This is a genomic window from Providencia sp. PROV033, assembly GCF_028484855.1.
GTDB lineage: Bacteria > Pseudomonadota > Gammaproteobacteria > Enterobacterales > Enterobacteriaceae > Providencia > Providencia alcalifaciens.
The window spans coordinates 1-25,893 of sequence record NZ_JAMPSW010000055.1 but is presented as its reverse complement, the minus strand read 5'-3'; the positions used below and the strand labels follow the sequence as shown (position 1 = coordinate 25,893).

Sequence of the window (25,893 nt, the reverse complement as noted above, 5' to 3'; positions counted from 1 at the left end):
TATAATGGGAATACAGTTATTAAACTCTATTCCCATTTATGTGATGGTGCAAATCTGTTATAGGTGACGAAATTTACTGTTCACGGTATAAGTATCCGAGGTCACATAGCGTTCCATTTGACGCAACTTCATTTCTCCAGCTTGTAGCTGTGCATCAATTTGGTTTAATAGTGTCGTCACTTCAAGACCAATGTCTCGTTCACTGCGATAACCACTTGGCGCAGCTTCAACAAAAAAGCACATCACCACATACACAATTAAGGTCAATCCAAAGCTCATAAACAGGGCGAGTACTGCTAATGCTCTGACCAAAGCAACCGGTAACTCTAAATAGTCAGCGAGACCGGAACAAACACCACCAAAAACCCGTTTATCCGTTAAGCGATATAACTTACGGTTGCGTAGATTAGTCATTATTTTTGCCTCCAATTTGGATGCTCGGCATCTAAAATATCTTCAAGCGTTTTAATACGTTGCTGCATACGAGATGACTGTTCAGCCAATTGCATTAAACGTTGCACTTCATTCTCAGTAAGCTGACTTCCCTGCCCGTTATTTTTCTTACCATAATGGAGCCACAACCAAATTGGCAGAACAAAAATGACAAAAATGATTAATACGAGAGACAATAAAACGTAGCCCATCACATTTCCTTATTTATGGTTATTTAGCCTAGCGCACTGGCGCAGAAATACTGCGCCTTGCGTGTTTAATATTATTCGTCTTTGTTAATTTTAGCTTTAAGCGCGGCTAATTGTGCACTAATTTCATCATCCGCTTTTAACTCAGCAAATTGCTGTTCTAAAGAGCGTTGTTTACCAATACCGTAGCTTTGCGCTTCGCCTTCCATATGGTCAATACGGCGCTCAAACTGCTCAAAACGCGCCATCGCTTCATCCAGTTTACCACTATCTAACTGGCGACGAACGTTGCGGCTTGATTGCGCAGCTTCTAAACGCACTGTCATTGACTGCTGTTTTGCACGAGTTTCTTGCAATTTATTTTCTAATTCAGTGATTTCACCTTTTAAGCGAGTCAGTGTTTCATCAACAATAATCAGCTCATGTTTTAAGGTATCGACCATGGCGCTGACTTTTTGCTTTTCAATCAATGCCGCACGCGCTAAATCTTCTTTATCTTTAATGAGTGCTAATTCCGCTTTTTCTTGCCATTCAGCAATTTGCTTTTCACCCATTTCCACACGACGCTCTAAGCTTTTTTTCTCCGCTAGCGTACGTGCTGATGTGGAGCGAATTTCCACTAACATATCTTCCATTTCCTGAATCATCAGGCGGATCATTTTCTGCGGATCTTCAGCTTTATCAAGCAGTGAAGCAATGTTGGCATTAATGATGTCGGCAAAACGTGAAAAAATACCCATAATTTATATCCTCTTGATGGATGTTATCTTTCTGTAGAGCCTCAACCCGATGTTGGCGTCCAACCAATACGTGATGCTCCATGAATATAAAATTGAAATTATTAAACCGATGATTATTTCAATTTAAATCTTTTACAACTCTAAAATAGCAAGCAGCGTGCCAACTTTTCAATTATCAAATAACATATTGAAAATAAACAAAAATAAAATTTTATTTTCTATTGGTGACCATTTACACTATAGTTAAAGGCAGGTGAAATTAACCAACACTTGGTAAAAAAAACCATGAAAGAAACTAACAATACTATCATTGGGGTTTCCAGCAATTTCCTCGATGTTCTCGAACGAGCCTCCGAACTTGCAAAACTCAATAAGCCTGTGCTCGTCATTGGTGAACGAGGAACGGGTAAAGAGCTCATCGCCGATCGTCTTCATTATTTATCCCCACGCTGGCAAGAGCCTTTTATCTCCTTAAATTGCAGTGGACTCAATGAGAACTTACTGGATTCTGAATTATTCGGGCACGAAGCAGGTTCATTTACCGGCGCACAAAAGCGCCATCAAGGTCGCTTCGAACGTGCGGACAAAGGGACACTGTTCCTTGATGAGCTCGCAACGGCTCCTATGTCTGTCCAAGAAAAGCTCTTACGAGTGATTGAATATGGCGAGCTAGAACGTGTCGGAGGAAGCCAATCTTTAAAAGTGGATGTTCGCTTAGTGTGCGCAACCAATGCCAATCTTCCGGAGCTGGCACGTCAAGGGCGATTTCGCGCAGATTTACTCGATAGGCTCGCCTTTGAAGTCCTGCGTATGCCACCTTTACGAGAGCGCATTCCAGATATTCTTTTGCTCGCTGAGCACTTTGCGATTGGCATGATAAGGGAGTTAAAACGTCCTTATTTCACGGGTTTTTCTGAAAAAGCACAACAGACTCTCATGCAATATGCTTGGCCGGGTAATATTCGTGAGCTTAAAAATGTGGTGGAACGATCGGTATATCGTCATGGAGAAAGTGACCAACCTGTCGATACGATTATTTTAGATCCGTTTGGGGAAAAACTTGCCGAACTACATGATGCCACCCCGTCCTCATCAGCCCCCCAAGAAGCGCACCTCTCCTTCCCTTTTGATTTACGCCAATGGCAATTGGAATCGGAAAAAAATCATGTTAAAGCAGCACTACGTCACGCGCATTTTAATCAGCGTAAAGCCGCTCAGTACTTGTCACTCAGCTATGATCAATTTCGAGGATTGATAAAAAAACATCAAATTAGCTTAGAAGGCGGCGATTGAGCAAAAAAAAAGCCAGCACCCGAGCTGGCTATACAAATAAAACACTGGAAGCAATGTGAGCAATGTCATGCCTTGTCTGCAAAAGCTAAGCACTTAGGAGACGAATTTAATGATAATGGTTATTAGTATCATTTGTAAAGCTTTTTAATGCGATTATTTCTCATTAAGATTAGATGCAAAATAACTCTTTATTTTATAATTAGTTACGACTAAGTTGATTCTCATTTACATACATTAACTTTCGTTTCAATTGATATCATGAACAAAATATCACCACAAATTTTGCTTATACCCAGTAACCCTATTTTTACGCTACAATAAGGCAATTCAGGTCAACTACATTAGATCTATGCGCCTTTTAACTCTTTGGTTTTTATTTACTGTTTCTCTGTCAGCATTGGCTGAGCAAACAGACATAAGCTACAAAGACACCATTGCCAATGATGTCCCAGCAGATATTCGCCAAAATGGCTTCATTTACTGCGTCAATGGCATTGTCACTACATTTAACCCACAACTTGCCAGTAGTGGGTTAATTATTGATCCCCTTGGTGCACAACTGTATGACCGCTTGCTCGATGTTGACCCATTTACTTATCGATTAATTCCCGAGCTAGCCTCACGTTGGGAAGTGTTGGATAACGGTGCCACCTACCGGCTATACCTCAGAAAAGACGTCAAATTTCAAACTACCCCTTGGTTTACACCAACACGCAATATGAATGCTGATGATGTGGTTTTTAGCTTTTCACGCATGTTCGAAACGAGTAATCCGTACCATTTTATTAATGGTGGACGTTATCCTTATTTTGACAGTTTGCAATTTGCGAGTAGTGTCGAAAGCATAAAAAAATTAAATAATTATGCTGTTGAGTTTCGCTTAAAATCCCCCGATGCTTCCTTTTTGTGGCATTTAGCGACTCACTATGCACCGATTTTATCTGCGGAATATGCAGATGCACTCTCTGCGAGCAATCACCAAGAAATGATTGATTGGCGCCCCGTAGGGACAGGTCCATTCTATTTTGATGATTACCAATCTGGGCAGTTTGTCCGCTTATTGCGTAATAAAGATTATTGGAAGGGGGAACCTCGTATGGAGGAAGTGGTCGTTGATATGGGAGCCGGTGGTACTGGGCGCATATCAAAACTGCTCACAGGGGAATGTGATGTTCTTGCTTACCCTGCTGCCAGTCAATTAAAAGTCCTACGTGATGATCCTCGCCTGCGTATTTCCATGCGCTCAGGCATGAATATCGCCTATTTAGCCTTTAATACCAGCAAGCCTCCACTCGACCAACTCAAAGTTCGCCAAGCCATATCCTATGCAATTAATAATGAGCGACTCATGCAATCCATTTACTATGGCACCGCAGAGACGGCTTCATCCATTTTGCCACGCGCTTCTTGGGCGTTTGATAATCAAACAAAAATAACTGATTACAATCCAGAGCTGTCGAAGCAGATGCTACAAGAAATGGGATTAGAAAATTTGAAACTTGAGCTATGGGTTCCTGTTGCATCACAATCCTATAACCCAAGCCCTTTAAAAATGGCAGAGTTAATTCAGGCTGATCTTGCACAAGTAGGCGTTGTCATGAGTATCCGCTCGGTTGAAGGTCGCTTCCAAGAAAATCAGTTAATGGATCGTTCTCATGATATGACATTGGCGGGTTGGACAACCGACAGTAATGACCCTGATAGCTTCTTTCGCCCTCTGCTAAGTTGTGCCGCAATTGGTTCACAAACTAACTTAAGCCATTGGTGCGATACACAATTTGATGAGGTTTTACATAAAGCCCTTCTGACCCAAGAGCTGGCTGATCGCATTGATTACTATCATCAAGCACAGAAGATTCTCGCTGAAGAATTACCCATTTTACCTCTAGCTTATTCACTGCGTTTACAAGCTTATCGTTTTGATATGAAAGGATTAGTGATTAGCGCTTTTGGGAACACTTCATTTGCTGGGGTTTATCGTGAAATGCAAGAACCGAAAAAAGTAGTGCCTAATAAGGCGGAGCAGCAGCCATGATCATCTATTCTTTGAGGCGACTGCTACTTTTGCTGGTGACTGTATTTTTTCTATCACTGGTCAGCTTTAGCTTAAGTTATTTCACACCCAATGCGCCACTCAGTGGTGCATCACTCATTGATGCCTATATTTTCTATTTCGATGGTTTATTGCATTTCGATTTTGGGGTTTCCAGCATTAATGGTGAACCCATTACGGACCAACTTCAAGACACATTCCCAGCCACGATGGAACTGTGCATTCTCGCTTTTTTATTCGCGTTGTTTGTGGGCATCCCACTTGGAATGATCGCCTCATTTTGGCGTAATAAACCCGTTGATATCGCAATCAGCACCTTTGCCTTACTTGGGTTCTCCGTACCGGTTTTCGTTTTAGCTTTGGTCTTAACTCTATTTTTCTCTCTCCATTTAGGCTGGTTACCTGTTTCGGGGAGAATTGACCTGCTTTATAACCTAAAGCCAGTCACTGGATTTGCGTTAATCGATGCATGGATTTCGGGCTCGCCATATCGTAAAGATATGATTATCAATGTATTAGAACACATGATCCTGCCTGTAGTCACACTCGCACTGGCGCCAACCACTGAAGTGATTCGATTAGTTCGTATTAGTACCGATGAGATAGCCAGCAGTAACTATGTCAAAGCTGCCGCCACGAGAGGGCTTTCCCGATTTAAAATTATCCGCCGCCATATTTTTCATAATGCTATCCCACCTATCATTCCCAAATTGGGTCTGCAATTCTCCACGATGCTAACATTAACGATGGTGACAGAATTAGTGTTTAACTGGCCTGGATTAGGACGTTGGTTGGTTACCGCAATACGCCAAGGGGATTATTCCGCAATTTCCGCAGGCGTCATGTTGATTGGCGCATTGGTGATCACCGTGAACGTATTATCCGATATTTTAGGTGCGATGATGGACCCATTAAAGCATAAGGATTGGTATGTCCTCAGATAATTTTTATCGTGAACAAAAAATGCCATCCCCAACACGGGTGGTGTGGAATATTTTTTCCTCCGACGTCCTAGCAATGATCGGCTTTTTTGGGGTGCTTTTTTTAATCATCCTCTGTTTTGTCGGCCCCTATTTAGCGCCTTATGCCATTGATCAACAATTTTTGGGATACCAAATTACGCCACCATCATGGTCTCATTATGGTGAAGTTGCCTTTTTCTTTGGAACTGATGATTTAGGTCGCGATATTTTAAGCCGCTTACTCATTGGGACAAAATCAACCTTCGGTTCTGCTTTGTTAGTCACCATAATTGCAACAATTGTTGGCTTAGTTTTAGGCTGTTTAGCTGGGATGACTCGTGGTCTTAAATCCGCAGTGTTTAACCACATTCTCGACACCTTGCTATCCATTCCTTCTTTGTTGCTCGCCATTATCGTGGTCGCATTTATGGGTGCCAGTTTGACCAATGCCATGCTGGCGATTTGCCTTGCTTTGATTCCACGTATGGTGCGCACAATTTATGTTGCTGTTCATGATGAACTTGATAAAGAGTACATTGTGGCAGCACGCTTAGATGGCGCTTCAAACATCTTTATTTTGTGGTATACCGTATTACCGAATATCACGCCGATTTTAGTCACTGAGCTGACGCGTGCGCTTTCAATTGCCATTTTGGATATTGCTGCTCTAGGCTTTTTAGACCTAGGCGCTCAACTTCCATCTTCCGAGTGGGGCGCTATGCTTGGGGATACGTTAGAGCTCATTTATGTTGCACCGTGGACCGTGATTTTGCCCGGTGTGGCGATAATGTCGAGTGTCTTGTTTGTAAACCTACTAGGTGATGGACTACACCGTGCGATTAATTCGGGGGTAGAATAATGCCATTACTTGATATTCGTAATTTAACGATTGAGTTTATGACCGCCAATGGTCCCGTTAAAGCCGTTGATCGGGTATCTATGACCCTCTCTGAAGGTGAAGTTCGTGGCTTAGTTGGCGAATCGGGTTCTGGTAAGAGCCTCATCGCGAAAGCCATTTGTGGGATCACCAAAGATAATATCCGTGTCACTGCTGACCGTTTTCGCTTTCAAGATATCGACTTACTTAAGCTTAGCCCGCGCAAGCGGCGTCAACTGATCGGGCATAACATATCCATGATTTTCCAAGAGCCGCAATCGTGTCTTGATCCCGCGGCTGATATAGGAAAGCAGTTGATTCAATCCATTCCCGGCTGGACATATAAAGGACGTTGGTGGCAGCGCTTTAATTGGCGTAAACGCCGCGCAATCGAATTACTACACCGAGTGGGTATCAAAGATCACAAAGATATTATGCATAGCTACCCTTATGAGCTAACTGATGGCGAATGCCAAAAAGTGATGATCGCCATTGCTATCGCCAACCAACCGCGCTTATTAATTGCAGATGAACCAACTAACGCGATGGAATCCACCACACAAGCACAAATTTTCCGTTTATTGGATAAATTAAATCAAAACAATAATATGGGAATTTTGCTCATCAGCCATGATATGGAAATGATGTCTAAACTGGTGGACCGCATTAATGTGCTGTATTGCGGTCAGACCGTGGAAAGTGCAACACCTGAAGATATTTTACAGCGTCCTCGTCATCCTTATACACAGGCATTGATCCGTTCTATTCCTGATTTTGAAAGCCCAATTCCCCATAAAGGTCGATTGAATACTTTACCAGGCGCAATTCCATCATTAGAACATTTACCGATTGGCTGTCGCCTAGGTCCTCGTTGTCCTTATGCTCAACGTACTTGCATTGATGCGCCACCACTACGCAGTATTAAGGGACATCTGGTTGCCTGCCACTATCCTCTGAATACGGAGGAGCAACCATGATGGAAACGTTACTTGAAGTGCGTAACCTAACCAAAACTTTCCGTTTTCGTGAAGGACTCTTTCGCCGCCATGAATTGCAAGCCGTTAAGCCACTGAGTTTTAACCTACAGGCGGGACAAACTTTGGCCATCATAGGGGCAAACGGCTCAGGTAAATCAACCCTTGCCCGTATGCTTTCAGGCGTAACGGAACCGTCTGGTGGTGAAATTCTTATTCGTGGTCATCGACTCAGTTTTGGTGATTATAGCTATCGCAGTCAGCGTATTCGCATGATATTTCAGGATCCAAGCACCTCCTTAAATCCGCGACAGCGTATTGGGCAAACACTGGAATTGCCGTTAAAATTGAATACCGATTTAACGGGAATTGAACGGGAACGACGGATTATCCAAACGCTACGCCAAGTCGGCCTGCTCGCTGATCATGCTGAATATTACCCACATATGCTAGCATCTGGTCAAAAACAGCGAATCGCCCTCGCCCGCGCATTGATTTTACAGCCAGAAATTATTGTTGCTGATGAGGCACTGGCTTCCCTTGATATGTCGATGCGCTCGCAGATCATTAACTTGATGCTCGATTTGCAAGCTAAGCAAGATATTGCTTATATCTACGTGACTCAGCATTTAGGTATGATGAAACACATTAGCGACAAAATGCTGGTGATGGATAAAGGCGAAGTGGTTGAGCGAGGTAATACTGCAGAAGTTCTCGCAGCGCCACTCCATGATGTGACTCGTCGCCTCATTGAAAGCCACTTTGGTGAGCCATTATCCATTGATGCATGGCGGCAAGATTTGTAATCACAGAAAATGCGAGCGAGATTCACTTGCTCGCATTTCACGAAAATCGGGTCTCTAGCGAGCGATTGAAACACAGCTTTTGATATGTTTGAGATGCACCACAATAGTAAAAGTGACGATCACCAACAACGACCATGCCCCCCATTTTCCTGCATGCACCATCGACCATGCTCCAATCTGGTTTGGATATTGCCAAACACCGAAGAACGTCCCAAAATTCTCCGCCAGCCAAATAAAGAAGCCAATTAGCATAAATGCAAGTAACAGTGGCATTTTTCGCTCTTTATCCAATGGGGTGTAAAACACCATGCTGCGAGCATATAAGCCAAAAATAAAGGCAGTCAAATACCAGCGATAATCATCAATATAATGGTGGCTGAAAAAGTTAATGTAGATTGCCAAGGCCACTAAAGTTGCCATCCAGTAAGGCGGATAATGTTCAATCCTAACGTTAAAAAAACGCCAAGATTGAATGATATAACTGCCTACCGCTGCATACATAAACCCCGTAAATAACGGGACACCCCATAATTTAGTATAGGCATCATCAGGATACTGCCATGAACCAATCGTCGCAGAGGTTTTAAATAATTCCATCATAAACCCAACTAAATGGAACACGCAGATAGCTTTTAATTCATCCCACGTTTCTAATTTCGCCCACACCAATAACGCTTGAAATGACACAGCAAAAATCAATAAAACATCATAGCGAGGAACACCCAAGATCCCTTTTGCTGGTACTAGGAATAGTGCTAAAAAGAAAAAACCTGCAAACAAGCAAGAGCGCGCATTAATCAAACCAAAAAACCAAAACTCAAGAATAAAGCGTTTGAATCCTTTACTATTATTAGGTTTGTGCGCCATCAAAAGAGAGTCAAGCTTGGTAAGATGGTTCAATATGTGAGAAACGGATGCCATTTTAGCCGCTCATAAAATGTAGTCGGAGGGGTTGAGGGATAACCTCAATACAATGCGCGAGAGTATAACAAACTACTCTCAGATACCCACCCTGTAACAATCTTAATTTCAGATGATTATCAATTGGCTAGATGGCCAGCTCCTCGCTGCTCACTTATCGTAAGAATCACCTATTTTTACCGATTTTAAATATTGAGACTAATTCCACATCCTTTAGCAATCCTCTTTTTGAATCTAGTGTATACTTGGTGGAACAATAAAGATGATTATTCTATGACTTAGGAGTTTTATAATGAAATTGTATTACGCTCCCGGTGCCTGCTCACTCTCCCCTCACATCATTCTGCGTGAAGCAGGATTAGATTTCAGTATTGTTCGTGTTAACTTAAAAGAAAAAATCACAGAAACGGGTGAGAACTTCTTAGCAATTAACCCTAAAGGTCAAGTCCCTACTCTCGTTTTAGATGATGATGAACAATTAACAGAAGGCGCAGTCATTGTTCAATATATTGCGGATCAAAACCCAAACAGAAATTTAATTGCACTGCCGGGTTCAATGAAACGTTATCATCAGTTAGAAGCGTTAAACTTCATTTCTACCGAACTCCATAAGAACTTCGGACCATTATTTTCCCCTGGTACCCCAGAAGAATATAAAGATGTTGTCCGCGCAAATTTACTGAAGAAATTCCAGTATGTGAACGATGTTCTGAAAAACCAACCTTACTTTGTTGCCAAAAGCGATTTCTGTGTCGCTGACGCATATTTATTTACTGTCACTAATTGGACCCGTTTGGTCGGTGTTGATATTAGTGGATTAAGCCATCTGAATGAATATTGCGAAAAAATTGCTAAACGACCAAAAGTTCAAGAAGCATTAGAAGCAGAAGGATTACTGAAAAAGTAATCACCCACAAATAACCATTTATACAAAAACAGCGCCAATGGGCGCTGTTTTTATTTACAATCTCAATTAATCTAACTGAGTTGCACAGAACTTATGTTGAGGATTAACCATCAAATCTTGAGCTGCAACTAATTGAAGCTCGTATTCACCCATTTCTTTAGTTTTCAACATTACTTCATAAACCGCCGCGGCAACATGCTCTAAACCTTTATTTAATGGCTCGCCTTTCAAGATATTGACCAACATTAGACCGCTAGTTAAATCACCAACCCCAACAGGTTGCTTTTCACCAAAATCCACTAATGGACGGCTAACATGCCAACTATGTTCTGCAGTGACTAAAATCATTTCAAAGCGATCTGCACGATAACCCGCTCGGCTCAAATGCTTAACTAATACTGTTTTAGGACCTTGATGGCATAACTTACGCGCCGCGTTCACCGCTTGCTCAACCGTAGTGATTTTTTCATTCGCTAACGTTTCTAACTCTAATAAGTTAGGTGCAATAACATCACTCGCCGCTAATGCTTGCTGGCAAAGAAACTCAGCCACTCCGGGGGCAACGATACACCCTTTTTCTGGGTGTCCCATAACAGGATCACAAAAATAGAGTGCTTGAGGATTTGCAGCTTTAACCTTTTTCACAATTGCCAGAATGTCACTACCTTGTTCAGCGGAGCCAATATATCCACTTAACACGGCATCACAGATTTCAAGCTTATGAATCTTTGCTAATCCCTCGACAATATCCGTCAAGTGTTGAGCGGGAAATACAGAACCTGTCCATTGAGCATATTGTGTATGGTTGGAGAATTGCACTGTGTTAAGTGGCCACACATCTACGCCCATACGGCACATAGGGAATGCAGCAGCACTGTTTCCTGCATGGCCGAAAACAACATGGGATTGAATTGATAATACGCTTTTCATTGGAAACCCAGAGAATTGTTATGTCGAATGAAGAGAAATCAGTGAGTAGCCATTGCCAATATGAATAGCCCGGAGATTTCCGGGCTCAATATTACAAAGGTTCGTCAGAGCTATTTCCAGTTAATTAAGCAGTCGTTCTTCTTACCGCGGCGGATAAGGGTATAACGGCCAAATAAACGGTCAGCATCAGTAAATACATACATTGGTTCAGTTTGTTTTTGACCATTGATAGATACTGCATTTGAGCTGATTGCGGTTCTAGCTTGACCACGGGAAGGAGCCAGCTCTGAATCAACTAATGCTTGCTGAAGATCTGCGCCGTCTTCAAGGGCGATGCATGGAATACCATCTTGCGCCAATTGCTCGAAGTCAGCCTCAGTTAAATCAGATACCGCACCAGAGAATAGGCTTTCAGTAATACGTTTTGCTGCTGCAAGACCCGCTTCGCCGTGAACTAATTTAGTCACTTCCTCTGCTAATACATACTGTGCTCGAGGTGCTTTGCCACTATTTTTGTCTTCTTCTTCCAATGCATCTATTTCGCTTAATTCCATGAAAGTAAAGAATTTCAGGAAGCGATAAACGTCAGCATCTGCTGTATTGATCCAGAATTGGTAGAATTTATATTGGCTAGTTTTCTTTGGATCTAACCAAACTGCACCACCTTCAGTTTTACCGAATTTAGTACCGTCAGTTTTGGTGATCAGAGGAACGGTTAAACCAAATACTTGGTTTTGGTGTAAACGACGTGTTAAGTCGATACCGGAAGTGATATTTCCCCATTGGTCTGAACCACCAATTTGCAGTTCAACACCCATCTCTTTATTCATATTCGCAAAGTCATAACCCTGTAACAGGTTATACGCAAACTCAGTGAAAGAGATGCCGACATCATCGCGGTTTAAACGCTGTTTAACGGACTCACGATTAATCATTTGGTTAACAGAGAAGTGTTTACCAATATCACGTAAGAACGTCAGTACGTCCATTTTGCCAAACCAATCATAGTTGTTAGCTAGACGTGCGCTGTTTTCACCGCAATCAAAACTAAGGAATGGTGAAACTTGGTTACGGATTTTTTCTACCCACTCTTGAACGGTTTCTGTGGTGTTTAATTTACGTTCAGTAGCTTTAAAGCTCGGATCGCCAATTAGACCCGTTGCGCCACCAACCAACGCCACAGGCTTGTGCCCGGCTAGTTGGAATCGTTTTAAACACAGCAAAGGAACCAGATGTCCCAAGTGCAAGCTGTCAGCGGTAGGGTCGAAGCCACAATAGAGAGAGATAGGGCCCTGCGCCAGTCTCTCTGCTAACGCATCCTCATCCGTTACCTGGGCAACGAGGCCCCGCTCTTGCAATTGTTTAATCAGGTTATTGCTAGACATCAATGACTCCATCGGTTGAATTTTGTCTATCTATTTTAATATTAAAAATGGACAAAGTGAGACAACGCTCAAAGGCTTGCCAATATGATTTGTCAATTTTCTTAAACGAGGCTATAGCATAAAGCGCATATCAATTAAGCGCCAGCTAAAAAACCATTTATTACGGGGCTAATCGGTCAATTACCCAACCATCCCCTTCTCTTTGGTATAGAAAGCGGTCATGCAGGCGGTGAGCACCACCTTGCCAAAATTCGACACTATTGAAAACAACACGATATCCCCCCCAAAAACTGGGTAATGGAACCTCGCCATTTTGGAATTTCTGTTTAAGTTCTAAAAATTCCCCTTCTAGGATCCCTCGCGCTGAAATTCTCGAAGATTGCGCCGATGCCCAAGCCGCAATTTGGCTATCTTTTGGACGGCTATGGAAATATTTCAGTACTTCAATCGGGCTCAATCGCTCAGCAACTCCCGTAAAATGAACCTGACGATCCAATTGATACCATGGGAAATGCAGGCTGATTTTATTGTTATGCTCTAAATGCTGCGCTTTACGACTACCTAAGTTGGTATAAAAAACTAACCCATCTTTATCAAAATGCTTTAATAACACGATTCGCTGATAAGGCTGTCCGGTTTCATCGACGGTTGCTACACACATTGCGGTAGGATCGGTTAACCGTGCTTCGCAAGCTTGCTTTAACCAACGCTCAAAAAGCGGAATCGGATCAGGAGTTAAATCTTTGCGTCTCAAGCCACCTTTTGTATATTCACGTCGTACCGCGGCAAGATCGATCTCTTCAAGCTCGTTCATTTTACTGTCCTTTATAGCGGTTATTTTTTATCTATATTAGCAGGATATATCGCACCTAATACGCTATCTCTGCTGGCACCAGTGACTGAAGCAAGGCTACCGGATAAACCTGAAATTGTGCGGGCCGCAAGCCATGCAAACGCGAGTGCTTCCATATCATCGCCACTCAGTCCATATTTATCGCTGGGTGCCACTTCAATACCCGGTAATAATGTCGCTAACCGCAACATTAAGAATTTGTTCTGGGCGCCACCACCACACACTATCAAACGTTCACAGCCGCCGCATAATTTAACTTGATCCACAATAGATACAGCGGTTAATTCACACAATGTAGCTTGAACATCCTCAGGTGATAACAATTGAAAATGCGCTAGATGCTGCTCCAGCCATTGCATATTAAAATATTCACGCCCAGTACTTTTGGGTGCTGAACGTTTAAAATAGCCATCATTAAGCATCATGTTCAATAGAGCTTGATTCACCGTACCCGTCTTTGCCCATTCTCCATCTTTATCATAGGCTTGTTGCTTATTACGCCAGACCCAAGTATCCATTAGCATATTGCCAGGCCCTGTGTCATAACCTTTTACATAAGCATTTGGGAGTAATGCGGTAACATTCGCTATTCCACCAATATTGAGCACAATTCGTTTTTCCGTGGGATGCCCTAATACCGCCAAATGGAATGCAGGAACTAATGGCGCACCTTGACCACCGTAAGCCATATCTCTACGACGAAAATCACCAATTGTAGTGATTCCCGTTAAGGCTGCGACTCGATTGTTATCACCAATTTGCATAGTAAAGGGGGTTTCGCTATCAGGTTCATGCCAAACCGTCTGCCCATGACAGCCAATAGCAATAATATCTTCAGGAGATAAGCCCGTTTGCTGAAGAAGCTGATTAATGGCATTGGCATATATTGTGCCGAGTTCTCTGTCAATTTTCCCTAGCTCAGAAAGTGTTGTTTCCTGCCCTTGGCAAATATTTAGAATCCGCTTTTTCAATTCGATAGGAAATGAGGCACTCAAGCTCGCTTGTTCCGCAACAAATTTATCATTTATTGCAGCTAAAACGACATCAACACCATCTAGGCTAGTTCCTGACATAACACCGATATAGCGACCTGACTTAATCATCATTTATTCCCTTTAACGTGCCTATTCACTTGATGAGATAAACTACGAAAGATTGTGCTTCGAGGGAAGTATTTGTCAACTGATCGATTCAATTTCTCGTACCGCTTCGCAGGAATAATAAATAAATGAAGAGAAGATTCAAAATAGTGAGCAAAATAGCAGCAATAGATGTTTTTTTTATCTATTGCTTATTTAATTTGATTTATAATGGTTCATTCTGTAATTATCTGCTACACCTTAAAGTGAGTGGTCACCATTACAGGTAAAAGTGCACTCTTTATTGATTGCTATAATGAGATGCTCTGAAATAGATAAAAACAGATCACTCTTTAGCAAAGGGTGCCCTAAATTGGGATTTTAGGTAGAATTTGAGACATTTTACCTAGTGTTGATGCATTATTTAATTCAAGATTAGTAATCTAGGCTCTGTTATCTAAAATAAATTTTTGATGTTATTGCGCTTATGGTAAGAACAAATATTCAATGCTACGTTACTGCCACAAACAGCAAGTCTCATAGGAGTTATTATGCTTAAGAAAGTTTTTGTAGGTGTTGCTGCGGTTGTTGCATTATCTGGCTGTGTCAATACGAGTACGCTTTCTGGTGATACTATTTCAGCTCAAGATGCTAAACAAGTGCAAACCGTTACTTATGGTACAGTCCTGAATGCGCGCCCTGTTACTATCCAAGCGGGTGAAGATGGTAACGTTATTGGTGCTATTGGTGGTGCTGTAATTGGTGGTCTATTAGGTAATACTGTTGGTGGTGGTACAGGCAAAACGCTGGCAACCGCTGCTGGTGCAATTGCCGGCGGTTTAGCAGGTCAACAGGCTCAAGGCGCTTTAAATAAAAGCCAAGGTGTTCAACTGGAAATTCGTTTAGACAGCGGTAAAAATATTGTTGTTGTTCAAAAACAAGATCCAACTGCTTTCCGTGTTGGTCAACGTGTCATGATTGCAAACAGCGGAAGCACAGTCACAGTTTCACCTCGTTAAGTTGATTCAAATTAAAATAAAATGCGTTCACCTCCCATGATTCGGTGAACGCATTTTCTGTTAACAAGTTTTAGTGATTTAATTTTAATCTCATGGCTGTTAATAAAATTTAGTGTTATTAACAATGCTAAATTATTTTACTGAATTTTTTTGTATGCTTCATTTTAAATTTATTTTGATTCGTCTTTACATCCCCATACTTCATAGATGAAATAATTTAAATTGATATTATTTTAATGAAAGGAAAATATGATATTTTCACACTATCCTTTACTGTTCAGCCTTATCTACAGCGTCCAAAACTTTATATCTAAAAGTGGCAAAATATAAAGCCGCCTCACGTAAAAAATCATGCATTAGATAAAATCAAAATACATATTACGTGAATAGTGGCTATATTTATTAGTTCAATATATTTTCGATTACATTTCATTCATGAATAAATAATTATTAAGCTATGAATCATTCTGTAATCGTAGGATATTTTTTTCCAACTTTAACAACAATAGAGATAACTGCCCTAGCTCATCATGGCTAATATTACTCAGAATTTCTGTACGCGTATTATTAATCACTTGATCCACAGTTTTGATAAAAGGCTCTGATTCCTCAGTTAATTTGATTCTTTTGGCTCGTCGATCGTTAGCACAAGTATGGCGAGAAATTAGCTTTTTCTCTTCCAATTGATCTAGCGTCCGAACCAATGACGGTTGCTCAATCCCAATGGCTTTTGCCAGCTGAATCTGTGATTGTTCTGGAGGTAACTGACTAATGTTATGTAATGTTACCCAATGTGTTTGCGTTAACTTCAGTGGCTTTAGACGGTAGTCAATTAATGCTCGCCACATACGTACTACGCGAGATAATTCAGTTCCAATTTGTGATTCCAATTTACCCTCCTGTATATAATTATAATGTCTAAAAAATATACCTAATACATATTATTTTTTAAATTATATATTAATTCCCTTTTATATTGACAACCTTTTATTGACTCAATACCTAATAAATACCTATATATAGTGAGTATCAATAATTTATTGCGTGATATATCCTTTATTTTCTTCCATGTACTTTCATGTAAAAACAATCCAATCACTTAATAAGATAACCTATCAATTATCTTATTAATAAGAATAGCCTTACTCTTCTTTCGAATCTATCTATTTTAACCCTTATAGTAATTACAGCTAACAATAAAAAATGCAATAGCAAATAAATCCTTTAAAAACAAAAGAATATAGTTATTCTTAAAATTATGTCATTTACAGTGGATTTGCATAAATACCATCATCATTTTGAATAAATAAAATTTTATTGAAAGATAACCAATGAAATTAATGTTAATTTATCAATTCGTACTTTAATGATTTACAACCTACTAATTAGTAGTGAAATAATTAATCCACTAAAACAATGACTGCTGTGGATCATTATTTTCTTCTTGGGCCACTTTCTTACTATTTGCTCTTAATAGTCGTTGACGGCATAAACGAATCACATGACGTTTCTGAGCATTGGTTAATTGCAACCACCCGAAACGTTCATCTCGAGTACGATAGCAACCTCGGCAATACCCTTGCTCATTGGTTTGACATATCCCACGACAAGGGCTTGGAATGTCAAAAAACTCAAGTTGTTCAGCCATCGTTAACCACCCGTAATATAAACATAAAATTATGATATACTCCCTCGAATTGAGTATAACCATGATATGGCTAAAAAATAAACCACAATCGCTGTATTTAGCCATATCCACGCGTTATATTAATAAATTGATTCGACTTTAAGCATCACTGCGTACGAATTTATTGGGAGACTTTTATTATGCGCTTACTACATACCATGCTCCGTGTCACCGACATGCAACGCTCCATTGATTTTTATACTAAAGTATTAGGCATGCGCCTACTGCGTACGAGCGAAAATGAAGAATATAAATATTCCTTAGCATTCGTAGGCTACAGTGATGAAAGCGAAGGTGCTGTTATCGAACTAACTTATAATTGGGGCGTAACAGAATATGATTTAGGCAATGCATATGGTCACATTGCACTCGGAGTTGATGATGTTGCTAAAACATGTGAAGACATCCGTCATGCAGGTGGAAATGTGACTCGTGAAGCAGGTCCTGTCAAAGGCGGCACCACCGTTATCGCATTTGTTGAAGATCCTGATGGATATAAAATCGAGCTCATTGAGAATAAAAGTGCAAGTAAAGGATTAGGTAATTAATCCTCTTCATGAATTTTAAATTTCGGGGGAGGATATCATCCCCCGAAATTTCTTCAGTATCTACCTGCAAAAATGAATTCCCTTTGGCATAATGAAGCCAACCAGAAACTGTAAATTGAAAGCCTAATGTCTGAAAAAAATAATCCTAACTCACTGGTTAACCGATTTCGGGGTTACTACCCTGTTGTTATTGATGTTGAAACTGGTGGGTTCAACCCTAAAACTGATGGCCTGCTTGAGATAGCCGCCATTACACTTAAGATGGATAAAGATGGCTGGCTCGCCATTGATGAAACGCTGCATTTTCATGTAGAACCTTTTGAGGGGGCGAATTTGGAACCCTCGGCTCTTGAATTTACAGGTATCGATCCAACCAACCCATTACGTGGGGCAGTGAGTGAATATGACGCATTGCATGCCATTTTTAAAACAATCCGAAAAGGCATGAAAAACACAGATTGTAATCGAGCAATTATGGTGGCGCACAATGCTAATTTTGACCACAGTTTTGTCATGAATGCAGCTGAACGCTCTGGGTTAAAGCGTAACCCTTTCCATCCTTTTGCAACATTCGATACGGCAGCACTGAGTGGTTTAGTTTTTGGGCAAACTATCCTCGCAAAAGCATGTGTCACAGCGGGTATTCCATTTGATGGAAAACAAGCTCATGGCGCCTTGTATGATACTAATCGTACCGCACTGTTATTCTGCGAGTTAGTGAATAAATGGAAAAAACTCGGCGGATGGCCGCTTCCTAGCGAACCTCAATAACGCCCTTTATTCCCGCCATAAATACAAAAAAACCGTATTAGTTTTTATGCTAATACGGTTTTCTATCAATATGTTGTAAGCTCAAAGGCCCACATAACCATTTGATTACTCAGTAATGGTTTCATCTGCTGGACGGTATTTGTCCGCAGTTTCTTTAATCAATGTTTGTAACTCGCCACGCTGGAACATTTCAACGATAATGTCACAACCACCAACTAACTCGCCATCAACCCATAATTGCGGGAATGTTGGCCAGTTAGCATATTTTGGCAGCTCTGCGCGGATATCTGGATTTTGTAGAATGTCGACGTAAGCAAAGCGTTCACCGCAAGAAGACAGTGCTTGAACAGCTTGAGCAGAAAATCCGCAGCTAGGCAGTTTTGGAGAGCCTTTCATATATAATAAAATTGGGTTTTCTTTAACTTGGCGCTCAATTTTTTCGATTGTTGTCATTTTATATCCTAAAACGTGGGTGCTGATTTTGTAGTCAGGTGAGTCACTTTAAATCATTCCTCAGAACCATTTCCAAGATAACTCATTAGACAGAACAGATTGACCGGTGTAATGCCGGCATTGTCAAAACATCGCAAATTGTTCCGTGATTGTTTCATACAATATGCCAGTTTTATAAGGTGAATACTATAGCACTCCTATTTGCGGTACTCAAAAGGTGAAGAACAAATAGCAACGTTTTCTTTTTGCTATAAAAAATTTGCTGTTGGCGTTTTTGCCGTGTAATCATAGGAGTTATTTGTTAATATATTAGCAAATTAATAACACTTGATGCATTTCTCCGCTTATCCATGATAATCACGATCAGGGTGAGAGTGATATTATGCAACTTACTAACAATTAAGACATAAATAGCATCATGTAGCAGGTTTTTTCTTACGGTAGCCTATATTCTGTTATGATAAATAAATAACTGATTCGATGACGTGGTAGCTGATAATCGTTTCCCGTCACTATAATAGAAGTAGATTAACAAATAGATACACGTTTAATTTCGCTCATTTTACGAGCAAACACCCTAAACACTGAATAAAAGCAATCAAGGAGTACGCAATGTCTTTTGAATTACCAGCTCTACCTTATGCTAAAGATGCTTTAGAACCGCATATCTCTGCTGAAACCTTAGAATATCACTATGGTAAGCACCACAACACATATGTTGTTAACCTGAACAACCTGATCAAAGGCACCAAATTTGAAGGTCTGTCTTTAGAAGAAATCATCAAAACTTCTGACGCTGGCGTATTCAATAACGCGGCTCAAGTTTGGAACCACACTTTCTACTGGCACTGCTTAGCACCAAATGCAGGTGGCGAACCAACAGGTAAAGTTGCTGAAGCTATCAACAAAGCATTCGGTTCATTCGCTCAGTTCAAAGAGCAATTCACTGATGCCGCAGTTAAAAACTTCGGTGCAGGTTGGACTTGGTTAGTGAAAAAAGCAGATGGTAGCCTCGCTATCGTCAACACCTCTAACGCAGCAACACCAATCTCTGGTGACGACAAGCCCGTTCTGACTGTTGATATCTGGGAACACGCTTACTACATCGATTACCGTAACGCGCGTCCAAAATACTTAGAAAATTTCTGGGCGCTGGTTAACTGGAAATTTGTTGAAGAAAATCTGGCTTAATTTTAGTTCAGATCTAAAATGACTAAGGGCGAGTACAATACTCGCCCTTAATTATTTCTCATCCTAAATAGTAAGGATGGAAATGAAATCAGAAAATGTGCACAACAAACAAAATAATTACAGCTAAAGAGCCAAATGCCGCTAGTAATCCATATTTTAAATCTGTATCCATGAGACCCTCTCATATCGAGAAATTGAATTATCAAATAACCATAAAATAAAAAGGTTATTTCAGTATACATGCACAAAAACGTAAAACCAGTGTCTATATCACATGTTATAACATCAATTATTTCTTTCGTTTTTGCGCTAGATCAGACAAAATCGATAACAAATCGCTAAATTATTGCCAGCAAAGAGACTATGCATCAATATGCAGGTAATTATTTAACTAGAATTATTTTAGAGACCAAGTTTTGGTTAGGAGTTTTTTCTTCTCATGGCAACAATTAAAGATGTGGCGAAGCGTGCAGGCGTCTCCACCACAACCGTCTCCCATGTTATCAACAAGACGCGTTTTGTCGCTGATGATACAAAAACGGCCGTTTGGGCCGCCATCAAAGAGCTCAATTATTCTCCAAGTGCGGTTGCTCGTAGTTTAAAAGTCAATCACACCAAATCAATTGGTCTACTGGCGACATCAAGTGAGGCGCCCTATTTTGCAGAAGTCATCGAATCTGTTGAAAATAGTTGCTATGAGAAAGGCTACACTTTAATTTTATGTAATTCTCACAATAACTTAGGTAAGCAAAAAGCCTACCTGCAAATGCTGGCGCAAAAACGAGTCGATGGTCTACTTGTCATGTGCTCAGAATACCCCGATACCCTAATTGGCATGTTGGAAGATTACCGCAATATTCCAATGGTGGTAATGGATTGGGGAACTTCTCGTGGCGACTTTACTGATAGTATTATTGATAACTCTTTCCACGGTGGTTATTTAGCCGGTCGTTACCTTATTGATCGCGGTCATCGGGAAATTGGCGTGATCCCGGGGTCTCTCGAAAGAAATACGGGGATTGGACGTTTAACTGGTTTTAAAAAAGCCATGGAAGAAGCCAAAGTCACCCTGAAAGATGAGTGGATTGTTCAGGGAGATTTCGAGCCAGAATCCGGTTATAAAGCGATGATGCAAATCCTCAGTAACAAGCACCGCCCTACAGCTGTCTTTTGTGGTGGTGATATTATGGCGATGGGGGCAATTTGTGCTGCTGATGAGATGGGACTGCGAGTTCCTCAAGATATTTCCATTATTGGTTATGATAACGTGCGTAACGCTCGTTACTTCACCCCAGCTTTGACCACCATTCACCAGCCAAAAGAGCGTTTAGGTCAAATGGCATTTGCGATGTTGCTTGATCGTATCGTGAATAAACGTGAAGATGCACAAACGATTGAAGTTCATCCACGTTTAGTTGAACGCCGTTCCGTGGCAGATGGTCCATTTATCGACTATCGCCGTTAGTCATGTCGTTATTATTTAGCTAGCAAACCACTCCGCGTTGAGCGTTTCACTATCACCAAGATAGTCCAGAAGCCAACTCAACGCCGGAGATGTATTGTTTTCAACCCATGTTAAGCAACATGGACTTTCAGGGAAAGGCTGCGCTAGCTCCAATTCAACTAATTTCCCTTCTGCACACAAGGGTGCGGCTCGATGTTCTGGCACCATTCCAACGCAGAGACCATTCGCTAAACATGCCAAACCACTTTCCCAATAAGGCACAACTAAGCGGCGCTGGTTATCCAATGCCCACGTGTCTCGCTTAGGTAAACTTCGGGAGGTATCTTCAAGGCACAAGCTCGGATACTCTCGCATTTGGTCATCCGTCAGTTTACCTTGGATTTTTGCTAATGGGTGTTCAGGGCTTGCCACACAGCGCCATGACATAAACCCCATATCACGAAAACTATAACGCTCACCAATGGGTGAGGCACGAGTTGCACCAATTGCCACATCCACTCTGCCATCCGCTAAAGCATCCCAGACACCATTAAAAACTTCAGGGTGTATATAGAGCTCAATATCAGGAAAATGGCGATAAAAGTCTAAAATCAACTGCTCAGTACGCTGTGGTTTCACAATACAATCAACCGCAATACTGAACTGCCCACGCCACCCATTTGCGACTTGCTGACACTGATGGCGGGTATCAATCATTTTTTTGATAACACTTCGGCTCTCTTTAATAAAGATAACGCCCGCTTCAGTCAACACTACATCGCGGTGACGCCGCTCAAATAGTGGTACTGCCAACCATTCCTCGATTTGTTTCACTGTATAGCTGATCGCTGAAGGGACTCGATGCAGCTCATCTGCGGCACCACTAAAACTTCCCGTTCGAGCCACTGCGTCTATGACTTCAAGTGCATGAGCTGACCACATTTTCTTTCCCTTCAAATAATTTGATAGCAGAGTCCAAATATTACCGTTTCACAACGTAAAAAAATAGCCTATACAATAAGATAACCGTTAACATTATTTCAAATATAGATTAAGTAAAAACTATGACAAATACTGCGACAAAAAACTCCTCTGGATTTTTGATTTACCTTGCCGGCTTAAGCATGCTGGGGTTTTTAGCCATCGATATGTATCTGCCTGCCTTTGGTTCAATGCAAACCGCATTAAACACCACTGAAGGTGCGATCAGCGCATCATTAAGTATCTTTTTAGCTGGCTTCGCTTTTGCTCAGCTTTTGTGGGGCCCTCTTTCCGATAAATTAGGTCGTAAACCTATCCTTATTGCCGGGCTTGCCTTATTTATTGTGAGTTGCTTAGGGATGATTTGGGTTACTGACGCAACTCAGTTATTAATATTACGATTCTTACAAGCCGTTGGCGTCTGTGCTGCTGCTGTTTTATGGCAAGCACTTGTTATCGACCGCTATAACGAAGCCGATACCCAAAAAGTGTTTGCCTCTATTATGCCGCTGGTTGCACTCTCTCCTGCCTTAGCACCATTGTTAGGCGCATGGGTACTTGAACACAGAAACTGGGAATTTATTTTTATTGTACTGATGTTGGTTGGCGTTTTATTGCTGTTACCCACATTATGTTTAAAGAAAGTTGCCCCAAAAATCACTGTTGATGAAGAAAAAGCTCAAGCAAAAATTTCTTTTATTACCCTGCTAAGATCCCCCGTCTTCAGCGGCAACGTCATGATTTATGCAGCATGTAGCGCGGGTTTCTTTGCCTGGTTAACAGGTTCCCCATTTATTTTACGTAATATGGGCTTTAACCCTGCTGACATCGGTTTAAGTTATATACCTCAAACGTTAGCCTTCATCGTTGGGGGTTATGGCTGCCGTTTTGTGTTAGCTAAAGTTCGTGCTGAAACTTTATTCCCATTATTATTAGCAGGTTATGCCATCAGCATGATTATTCTATTTATAATGGCAATCTACATGCAGCCAACATTGACGATGATTTTGATTCCATTCTGCTTTATGGCTGCAATGAACGGAGCTTCGTACCCTATTGCCGTTGCAAAAGCACTCAATACATTCCCTTCAGCCAGTGGTAAAGCCGCTGCGTTACAAAATGCTTTACAGTTAGGGTTGTGTTTCTTAGCCAGTTTATTAGTGTCTACACTCACTTTTGATCCATTACTTTCCACTACGGGAGTGATGGCATTTACTGTTATCCCAATGATTATTGGCTACTTTATGCAGCGCTGTGCCACTAAATCAAATGAGGCAATTAAGCATACTGAATACCAGCATGATTAATTAAACTTATACTTCACCGTATTAGAAATCAGCCACGTTACCATCATGAGTCACGTGGCTGATTTTTTATTTTGATGAATACGTAATTTATAGAGTTAATTTTTACTTATAACACGCTATTATTAGCACATTCAATTATGACGTTTTGAAGAACCATGCTGAAACAGTATTATCCTCCTGATGAATTAAAAGAATTTGTGAGTTCCATTTTGATCATCAAGAAATTTACTGATGCGATTAAAATATTTCCGGGTACCGGCGCTGAAATCTGGGTTTCGACGGAAAATATCAGCATGTCGACCCATGAGCATACATCCGTTAATCCCTTTCAATTAGTCATTCCCAGAATCAATATCTTTACTGCCATCCCTAATAATGCCAGTGTGATGGTCTTACGTATTCGCCATGACGCATTGCGTTTTTTACTTCCACTACGCACATTAAATTATACAGACACCCCAACCCCTCTTAGCCAAGTTTGGAGCAATAACTGGTTTAAATCATTAGCTAACTCCTCGTTTAAGGAGCTAAATGAATGTTTCTATGTTACCAAGGAGACTAAGAAAGCCCATTTTATCGATCACGTACTTGATTCCCTTTATCGTAATCCAAATAAAAAAATCACCGAAATTGCCGATGAAATAGGCTACAGTGCACGCTTAGTTCAAAAGGAGTTTTTAAAAGAATTTGGAATTACACCAAAACGTTATCAAATCAATTGCCGCTTAGAACACGTCATGAAAAGTATGGTTAAAGAACAAGATACCTACCGGTGGTTTGAAACGGGTTATTATGATCAATCCCACTTTTATCGGGATTTTAAGCGTTACTTTACTATGACGCCATCGGCATTTTTAAAGTCAAATTATTCGCTTTTTTACAATACAAAAACAAAGTCTCCATTAAGATAGTTCCGAGTATATAAGGAGAACGGTATGAGTATTGTTGTATATGCCCAAATCACTACCGAAAAAAAGGATGGGTATTTAACGAAAAAAATCGTTAGTGAAATTGCCAAACGCAGCCGGATGGAAAAAGGATGTTTGCAGTATGATCTGATGGCAAAAGAGAATGGTTATATTGTTTTTGAAGAGTGGGAAAATGCACACGCATTAGAAATGTATCAAAAAAGCTCACATTTCAAACAATTAGTCGAAGCTATTGAGCGTGATAATGCAATTTTTTCCGTCAACTTTAGTGAAAAATAATAGAAAATTCGAGTGAATTTAACATCATCGATTAAATAAGCTATAGCTCAATGATGAGCTATAGCCTCACCAAATGAGAAACTAAGCGGAAGGTTTCTCACTTTCTGCTAAGTCTTCTGCCGCTTGCTTTTGTGTCAATAATTTTTCTTGTTCTTTTTGATGCAAAACGCGCTCAACGGTATCAACGATTGCTTGGGTTTGTGGATCAATCTCAATATTGACCTTATCCCCCAGACGTTTGCTTCCAAGCGTTGTTCTTGCCAGCGTTTCGGGAATTAAATGTACGCAAAAACGATTATTGATCACATCACCAACCGTTAAACTGATACCATCAATCGCGACAAAGCCTTTGTGCAAAATATATTTCATCAGTGCTTTATCATAGATAGATAGCCAAATTTGATGATTATCTTCCGAAGTGAAAATTTTACTAATTTCAGCCGTGGTCACGATATGGCCCGAAACGACATGACCACCAATTTCATCACCATATTTAGCCGCACGCTCGATATTAACCACGTCCCCTTCTTTTAATTCACCCAAATTTGTTAAGCGCAATGTCTCTTTGATTAAATCAAAGCTAACATTTTCACCTTCAATTTTAGTCACGGTTAAGCAGCAACCATTGTGTGCTACCGATGCGCCTGTTTCTAAACCCACTAATAATTCTGGCGTGAATTTCATGACATGAGTACGGAAATTAGCTCTTTCCGTGATTGCAATAATTGGAGCGGTTCCTTGAACAATGCCTGTAAACATAATGACTCTCAGTGCTGTGAATTAATGAACTCAGTTTACCTAAGAATTTTCAGAGATCTATCTTATTTGAGTGGTTATATTCATGCTGTCATCACAAAATATTT

The 25,893-nt window shown here is 40.8% G+C and carries 29 protein-coding genes; 15 read left to right on the top strand and 14 right to left on the bottom strand.

Annotated features, from left to right (window positions below; all coding sequences use genetic code 11):
* Window positions 1-57: 57 nt before the first annotated feature.
* From pspC to pspA, 3 genes are all read right to left on the bottom strand, one after another.
* Window positions 58-414 (bottom strand): envelope stress response membrane protein PspC, encoded by a 357-nt coding sequence (pspC, locus tag PSF16_RS10945; RefSeq protein WP_006660056.1) that lies wholly within the window; start codon window positions 412-414, stop codon window positions 58-60.
* A complete protein-coding gene (pspB, locus tag PSF16_RS10940; protein WP_006660057.1) occupies window positions 414-644 on the bottom strand; it encodes an envelope stress response membrane protein PspB in 231 nt (76 codons plus the stop codon). The genes pspC and pspB overlap by 1 nt, the downstream gene beginning before the upstream one ends.
* Window positions 645-715: 71 nt before the next feature.
* Window positions 716-1,381, bottom strand: a complete 666-nt coding sequence (gene pspA / locus PSF16_RS10935; RefSeq protein WP_006660058.1) for a phage shock protein PspA — start codon at window positions 1,379-1,381, stop codon at window positions 716-718.
* A gap of 285 nt (window positions 1,382-1,666) precedes the next feature.
* On the opposite strand from pspA, the gene pspF reads away from it, so the two are divergent.
* The 6 genes from pspF to sapF all read left to right on the top strand — a co-directional run bounded on the left by pspF (window position 1,667) and on the right by sapF (window position 8,346).
* Window positions 1,667-2,674, top strand: coding sequence for a phage shock protein operon transcriptional activator (pspF, locus tag PSF16_RS10930; protein ID WP_036974500.1), 1,008 nt, complete (start codon window positions 1,667-1,669; stop codon window positions 2,672-2,674).
* Between the two features lie 349 nt (window positions 2,675-3,023).
* On the top strand, window positions 3,024-4,709 hold the full coding sequence (gene sapA, locus PSF16_RS10925) for an ABC transporter substrate-binding protein SapA (RefSeq protein ID WP_272689249.1): 1,686 nt from the start codon (window positions 3,024-3,026) through the stop codon (window positions 4,707-4,709).
* Window positions 4,706-5,671 carry a putrescine export ABC transporter permease SapB gene (gene sapB / locus PSF16_RS10920; protein WP_006660061.1) on the top strand — a complete coding sequence of 322 codons (966 nt, stop codon included), beginning with the start codon at window positions 4,706-4,708 and terminating at the stop codon, window positions 5,669-5,671. Before sapA ends, sapB begins: the two co-directional genes overlap by 4 nt.
* A complete protein-coding gene (gene sapC, locus PSF16_RS10915; RefSeq protein ID WP_006661927.1) occupies window positions 5,658-6,548 on the top strand; it encodes a putrescine export ABC transporter permease SapC in 891 nt (296 codons plus the stop codon). The genes sapB and sapC overlap by 14 nt, the downstream gene beginning before the upstream one ends.
* Window positions 6,548-7,543, top strand: coding sequence for a putrescine export ABC transporter ATP-binding protein SapD (sapD, locus tag PSF16_RS10910; protein WP_006660063.1), 996 nt, complete (start codon window positions 6,548-6,550; stop codon window positions 7,541-7,543). The genes sapC and sapD overlap by 1 nt, the downstream gene beginning before the upstream one ends.
* On the top strand, window positions 7,540-8,346 hold the full coding sequence (gene sapF, locus PSF16_RS10905) for a putrescine export ABC transporter ATP-binding protein SapF (protein WP_006660064.1): 807 nt from the start codon (window positions 7,540-7,542) through the stop codon (window positions 8,344-8,346). The genes sapD and sapF overlap by 4 nt, the downstream gene beginning before the upstream one ends.
* A gap of 54 nt (window positions 8,347-8,400) precedes the next feature.
* On the opposite strand, the gene PSF16_RS10900 is transcribed toward sapF, so the two are convergent.
* Window positions 8,401-9,267: a DUF817 domain-containing protein gene (locus PSF16_RS10900; RefSeq protein WP_036979318.1), complete on the bottom strand. Its 867-nt coding sequence runs from the start codon at window positions 9,265-9,267 to the stop codon at window positions 8,401-8,403.
* A gap of 292 nt (window positions 9,268-9,559) precedes the next feature.
* Here PSF16_RS10900 and gstA point away from each other — a divergent pair, with 292 nt between their 5' ends.
* The gene (gene gstA / locus PSF16_RS10895; RefSeq protein ID WP_006660066.1) at window positions 9,560-10,174 is read left to right on the top strand and encodes a glutathione transferase GstA; all 615 of its coding nucleotides are present in this window, start codon (window positions 9,560-9,562) and stop codon (window positions 10,172-10,174) included.
* A gap of 66 nt (window positions 10,175-10,240) precedes the next feature.
* Here the strand turns inward: gstA and pdxY are convergent, their stop codons facing one another.
* The 4 genes from pdxY to anmK form a co-directional block, all read right to left on the bottom strand.
* Window positions 10,241-11,104, bottom strand: a complete 864-nt coding sequence (gene pdxY, locus PSF16_RS10890; protein ID WP_272689248.1) for a pyridoxal kinase PdxY — start codon at window positions 11,102-11,104, stop codon at window positions 10,241-10,243.
* Between the two features lie 110 nt (window positions 11,105-11,214).
* On the bottom strand, window positions 11,215-12,489 hold the full coding sequence (tyrS, locus tag PSF16_RS10885; protein ID WP_006661929.1) for a tyrosine--tRNA ligase: 1,275 nt from the start codon (window positions 12,487-12,489) through the stop codon (window positions 11,215-11,217).
* A gap of 160 nt (window positions 12,490-12,649) precedes the next feature.
* Window positions 12,650-13,303, bottom strand: coding sequence for a pyridoxamine 5'-phosphate oxidase (gene pdxH, locus PSF16_RS10880; RefSeq protein WP_272689247.1), 654 nt, complete (start codon window positions 13,301-13,303; stop codon window positions 12,650-12,652).
* Between the two features lie 20 nt (window positions 13,304-13,323).
* Window positions 13,324-14,448, bottom strand: coding sequence for an anhydro-N-acetylmuramic acid kinase (gene anmK / locus PSF16_RS10875; protein WP_179896415.1), 1,125 nt, complete (start codon window positions 14,446-14,448; stop codon window positions 13,324-13,326).
* Window positions 14,449-14,972: 524 nt separating this feature from the next.
* Here anmK and PSF16_RS10870 point away from each other — a divergent pair.
* Window positions 14,973-15,440 (top strand): glycine zipper 2TM domain-containing protein, encoded by a 468-nt coding sequence (locus tag PSF16_RS10870; protein ID WP_006661931.1) that lies wholly within the window; start codon window positions 14,973-14,975, stop codon window positions 15,438-15,440.
* A 455-nt stretch (window positions 15,441-15,895) separates the two neighbouring features.
* On the opposite strand, the gene slyA is transcribed toward PSF16_RS10870, so the two are convergent.
* Window positions 15,896-16,330, bottom strand: coding sequence for a transcriptional regulator SlyA (gene slyA, locus PSF16_RS10865; protein WP_006661932.1), 435 nt, complete (start codon window positions 16,328-16,330; stop codon window positions 15,896-15,898).
* 518 nt (window positions 16,331-16,848) lie between these two features.
* On the bottom strand, window positions 16,849-17,088 hold the full coding sequence (locus PSF16_RS10860; RefSeq protein WP_006661933.1) for a DUF1289 domain-containing protein: 240 nt from the start codon (window positions 17,086-17,088) through the stop codon (window positions 16,849-16,851).
* A 179-nt stretch (window positions 17,089-17,267) separates the two neighbouring features.
* Here PSF16_RS10860 and gloA point away from each other — a divergent pair, with 179 nt between their 5' ends.
* Together gloA and rnt are read left to right on the top strand one after the other, a co-directional pair.
* Window positions 17,268-17,675: a lactoylglutathione lyase gene (gloA, locus tag PSF16_RS10855; RefSeq protein ID WP_006661934.1), complete on the top strand. Its 408-nt coding sequence runs from the start codon at window positions 17,268-17,270 to the stop codon at window positions 17,673-17,675.
* 126 nt (window positions 17,676-17,801) lie between these two features.
* On the top strand, window positions 17,802-18,446 hold the full coding sequence (gene rnt / locus PSF16_RS10850; protein ID WP_006660075.1) for a ribonuclease T: 645 nt from the start codon (window positions 17,802-17,804) through the stop codon (window positions 18,444-18,446).
* Window positions 18,447-18,551: 105 nt separating this feature from the next.
* On the opposite strand, the gene PSF16_RS10845 is transcribed toward rnt, so the two are convergent.
* A complete protein-coding gene (locus tag PSF16_RS10845) occupies window positions 18,552-18,899 on the bottom strand; it encodes a Grx4 family monothiol glutaredoxin (RefSeq protein WP_006660076.1) in 348 nt (115 codons plus the stop codon).
* Window positions 18,900-19,511: 612 nt separating this feature from the next.
* On the opposite strand from PSF16_RS10845, the gene sodB reads away from it, so the two are divergent.
* Window positions 19,512-20,090, top strand: a complete 579-nt coding sequence (sodB, locus tag PSF16_RS10840; RefSeq protein WP_006660077.1) for a superoxide dismutase [Fe] — start codon at window positions 19,512-19,514, stop codon at window positions 20,088-20,090.
* 88 nt (window positions 20,091-20,178) lie between these two features.
* On the opposite strand, the gene cydH is transcribed toward sodB, so the two are convergent.
* Window positions 20,179-20,262, bottom strand: coding sequence for a cytochrome bd-I oxidase subunit CydH (gene cydH / locus PSF16_RS17455; protein WP_112860191.1), 84 nt, complete (start codon window positions 20,260-20,262; stop codon window positions 20,179-20,181).
* A gap of 267 nt (window positions 20,263-20,529) precedes the next feature.
* Between cydH and purR the strand changes: the two genes are divergently transcribed.
* Window positions 20,530-21,555: an HTH-type transcriptional repressor PurR gene (gene purR, locus PSF16_RS10835; protein WP_006660078.1), complete on the top strand. Its 1,026-nt coding sequence runs from the start codon at window positions 20,530-20,532 to the stop codon at window positions 21,553-21,555.
* Window positions 21,556-21,570: 15 nt separating this feature from the next.
* Here purR and punR read toward each other — a convergent pair whose 3' ends face one another.
* Entirely contained in the window at window positions 21,571-22,476 is a 906-nt protein-coding gene (punR, locus tag PSF16_RS10830) for a DNA-binding transcriptional activator PunR (protein WP_006661936.1), read from the bottom strand.
* Window positions 22,477-22,598: 122 nt separating this feature from the next.
* Between punR and punC the strand changes: the two genes are divergently transcribed.
* The 3 genes from punC to PSF16_RS10815 all read left to right on the top strand — a co-directional run bounded on the left by punC (window position 22,599) and on the right by PSF16_RS10815 (window position 25,030).
* Complete coding sequence (gene punC / locus PSF16_RS10825) at window positions 22,599-23,822, top strand: purine nucleoside transporter PunC (protein ID WP_036974507.1); 1,224 nt, start codon at window positions 22,599-22,601, stop codon at window positions 23,820-23,822.
* A 155-nt stretch (window positions 23,823-23,977) separates the two neighbouring features.
* A complete protein-coding gene (locus tag PSF16_RS10820; RefSeq protein WP_006660081.1) occupies window positions 23,978-24,733 on the top strand; it encodes a helix-turn-helix transcriptional regulator in 756 nt (251 codons plus the stop codon).
* A gap of 24 nt (window positions 24,734-24,757) precedes the next feature.
* Window positions 24,758-25,030: a putative quinol monooxygenase gene (locus PSF16_RS10815; RefSeq protein WP_006660082.1), complete on the top strand. Its 273-nt coding sequence runs from the start codon at window positions 24,758-24,760 to the stop codon at window positions 25,028-25,030.
* A gap of 81 nt (window positions 25,031-25,111) precedes the next feature.
* On the opposite strand, the gene PSF16_RS10810 is transcribed toward PSF16_RS10815, so the two are convergent.
* Window positions 25,112-25,789: a riboflavin synthase gene (locus PSF16_RS10810; protein WP_006660083.1), complete on the bottom strand. Its 678-nt coding sequence runs from the start codon at window positions 25,787-25,789 to the stop codon at window positions 25,112-25,114.
* Between the last annotated feature and the right edge of the window lie 104 nt (window positions 25,790-25,893).

Coding starts and splice junctions, on each gene's coding strand:
- sapB (WP_006660061.1), top strand. CDS start 4,706: ATGATCATCTATTCTTTGAGGCGACTGCTACTTTTGCTGGTGACTGTA.
- sapD (WP_006660063.1), top strand. CDS start 6,548: ATGCCATTACTTGATATTCGTAATTTAACGATTGAGTTTATGACCGCC.
- gstA (WP_006660066.1), top strand. CDS start 9,560: ATGAAATTGTATTACGCTCCCGGTGCCTGCTCACTCTCCCCTCACATC.
- pspC (WP_006660056.1), bottom strand. CDS start 414: ATGACTAATCTACGCAACCGTAAGTTATATCGCTTAACGGATAAACGG.
- pdxH (WP_272689247.1), bottom strand. CDS start 13,303: ATGAACGAGCTTGAAGAGATCGATCTTGCCGCGGTACGACGTGAATAT.
- cydH (WP_112860191.1), bottom strand. CDS start 20,262: ATGGATACAGATTTAAAATATGGATTACTAGCGGCATTTGGCTCTTTA.
- PSF16_RS10815 (WP_006660082.1), top strand. CDS start 24,758: ATGAGTATTGTTGTATATGCCCAAATCACTACCGAAAAAAAGGATGGG.
- rnt (WP_006660075.1), top strand. CDS start 17,802: ATGTCTGAAAAAAATAATCCTAACTCACTGGTTAACCGATTTCGGGGT.
- anmK (WP_179896415.1), bottom strand. CDS start 14,448: ATGATGATTAAGTCAGGTCGCTATATCGGTGTTATGTCAGGAACTAGC.
- sapA (WP_272689249.1), top strand. CDS start 3,024: ATGCGCCTTTTAACTCTTTGGTTTTTATTTACTGTTTCTCTGTCAGCA.
- sapF (WP_006660064.1), top strand. CDS start 7,540: ATGATGGAAACGTTACTTGAAGTGCGTAACCTAACCAAAACTTTCCGT.
- gloA (WP_006661934.1), top strand. CDS start 17,268: ATGCGCTTACTACATACCATGCTCCGTGTCACCGACATGCAACGCTCC.
- pspB (WP_006660057.1), bottom strand. CDS start 644: ATGGGCTACGTTTTATTGTCTCTCGTATTAATCATTTTTGTCATTTTT.
- tyrS (WP_006661929.1), bottom strand. CDS start 12,489: ATGTCTAGCAATAACCTGATTAAACAATTGCAAGAGCGGGGCCTCGTT.
- pspF (WP_036974500.1), top strand. CDS start 1,667: ATGAAAGAAACTAACAATACTATCATTGGGGTTTCCAGCAATTTCCTC.
- PSF16_RS10845 (WP_006660076.1), bottom strand. CDS start 18,899: ATGACAACAATCGAAAAAATTGAGCGCCAAGTTAAAGAAAACCCAATT.
- pdxY (WP_272689248.1), bottom strand. CDS start 11,104: ATGAAAAGCGTATTATCAATTCAATCCCATGTTGTTTTCGGCCATGCA.
- pspA (WP_006660058.1), bottom strand. CDS start 1,381: ATGGGTATTTTTTCACGTTTTGCCGACATCATTAATGCCAACATTGCT.
- PSF16_RS10870 (WP_006661931.1), top strand. CDS start 14,973: ATGCTTAAGAAAGTTTTTGTAGGTGTTGCTGCGGTTGTTGCATTATCT.
- sapC (WP_006661927.1), top strand. CDS start 5,658: ATGTCCTCAGATAATTTTTATCGTGAACAAAAAATGCCATCCCCAACA.
- sodB (WP_006660077.1), top strand. CDS start 19,512: ATGTCTTTTGAATTACCAGCTCTACCTTATGCTAAAGATGCTTTAGAA.
- PSF16_RS10860 (WP_006661933.1), bottom strand. CDS start 17,088: ATGGCTGAACAACTTGAGTTTTTTGACATTCCAAGCCCTTGTCGTGGG.
- PSF16_RS10900 (WP_036979318.1), bottom strand. CDS start 9,267: ATGGCATCCGTTTCTCACATATTGAACCATCTTACCAAGCTTGACTCT.
- punC (WP_036974507.1), top strand. CDS start 22,599: ATGACAAATACTGCGACAAAAAACTCCTCTGGATTTTTGATTTACCTT.
- purR (WP_006660078.1), top strand. CDS start 20,530: ATGGCAACAATTAAAGATGTGGCGAAGCGTGCAGGCGTCTCCACCACA.
- punR (WP_006661936.1), bottom strand. CDS start 22,476: ATGTGGTCAGCTCATGCACTTGAAGTCATAGACGCAGTGGCTCGAACG.
- PSF16_RS10820 (WP_006660081.1), top strand. CDS start 23,978: ATGCTGAAACAGTATTATCCTCCTGATGAATTAAAAGAATTTGTGAGT.
- PSF16_RS10810 (WP_006660083.1), bottom strand. CDS start 25,789: ATGTTTACAGGCATTGTTCAAGGAACCGCTCCAATTATTGCAATCACG.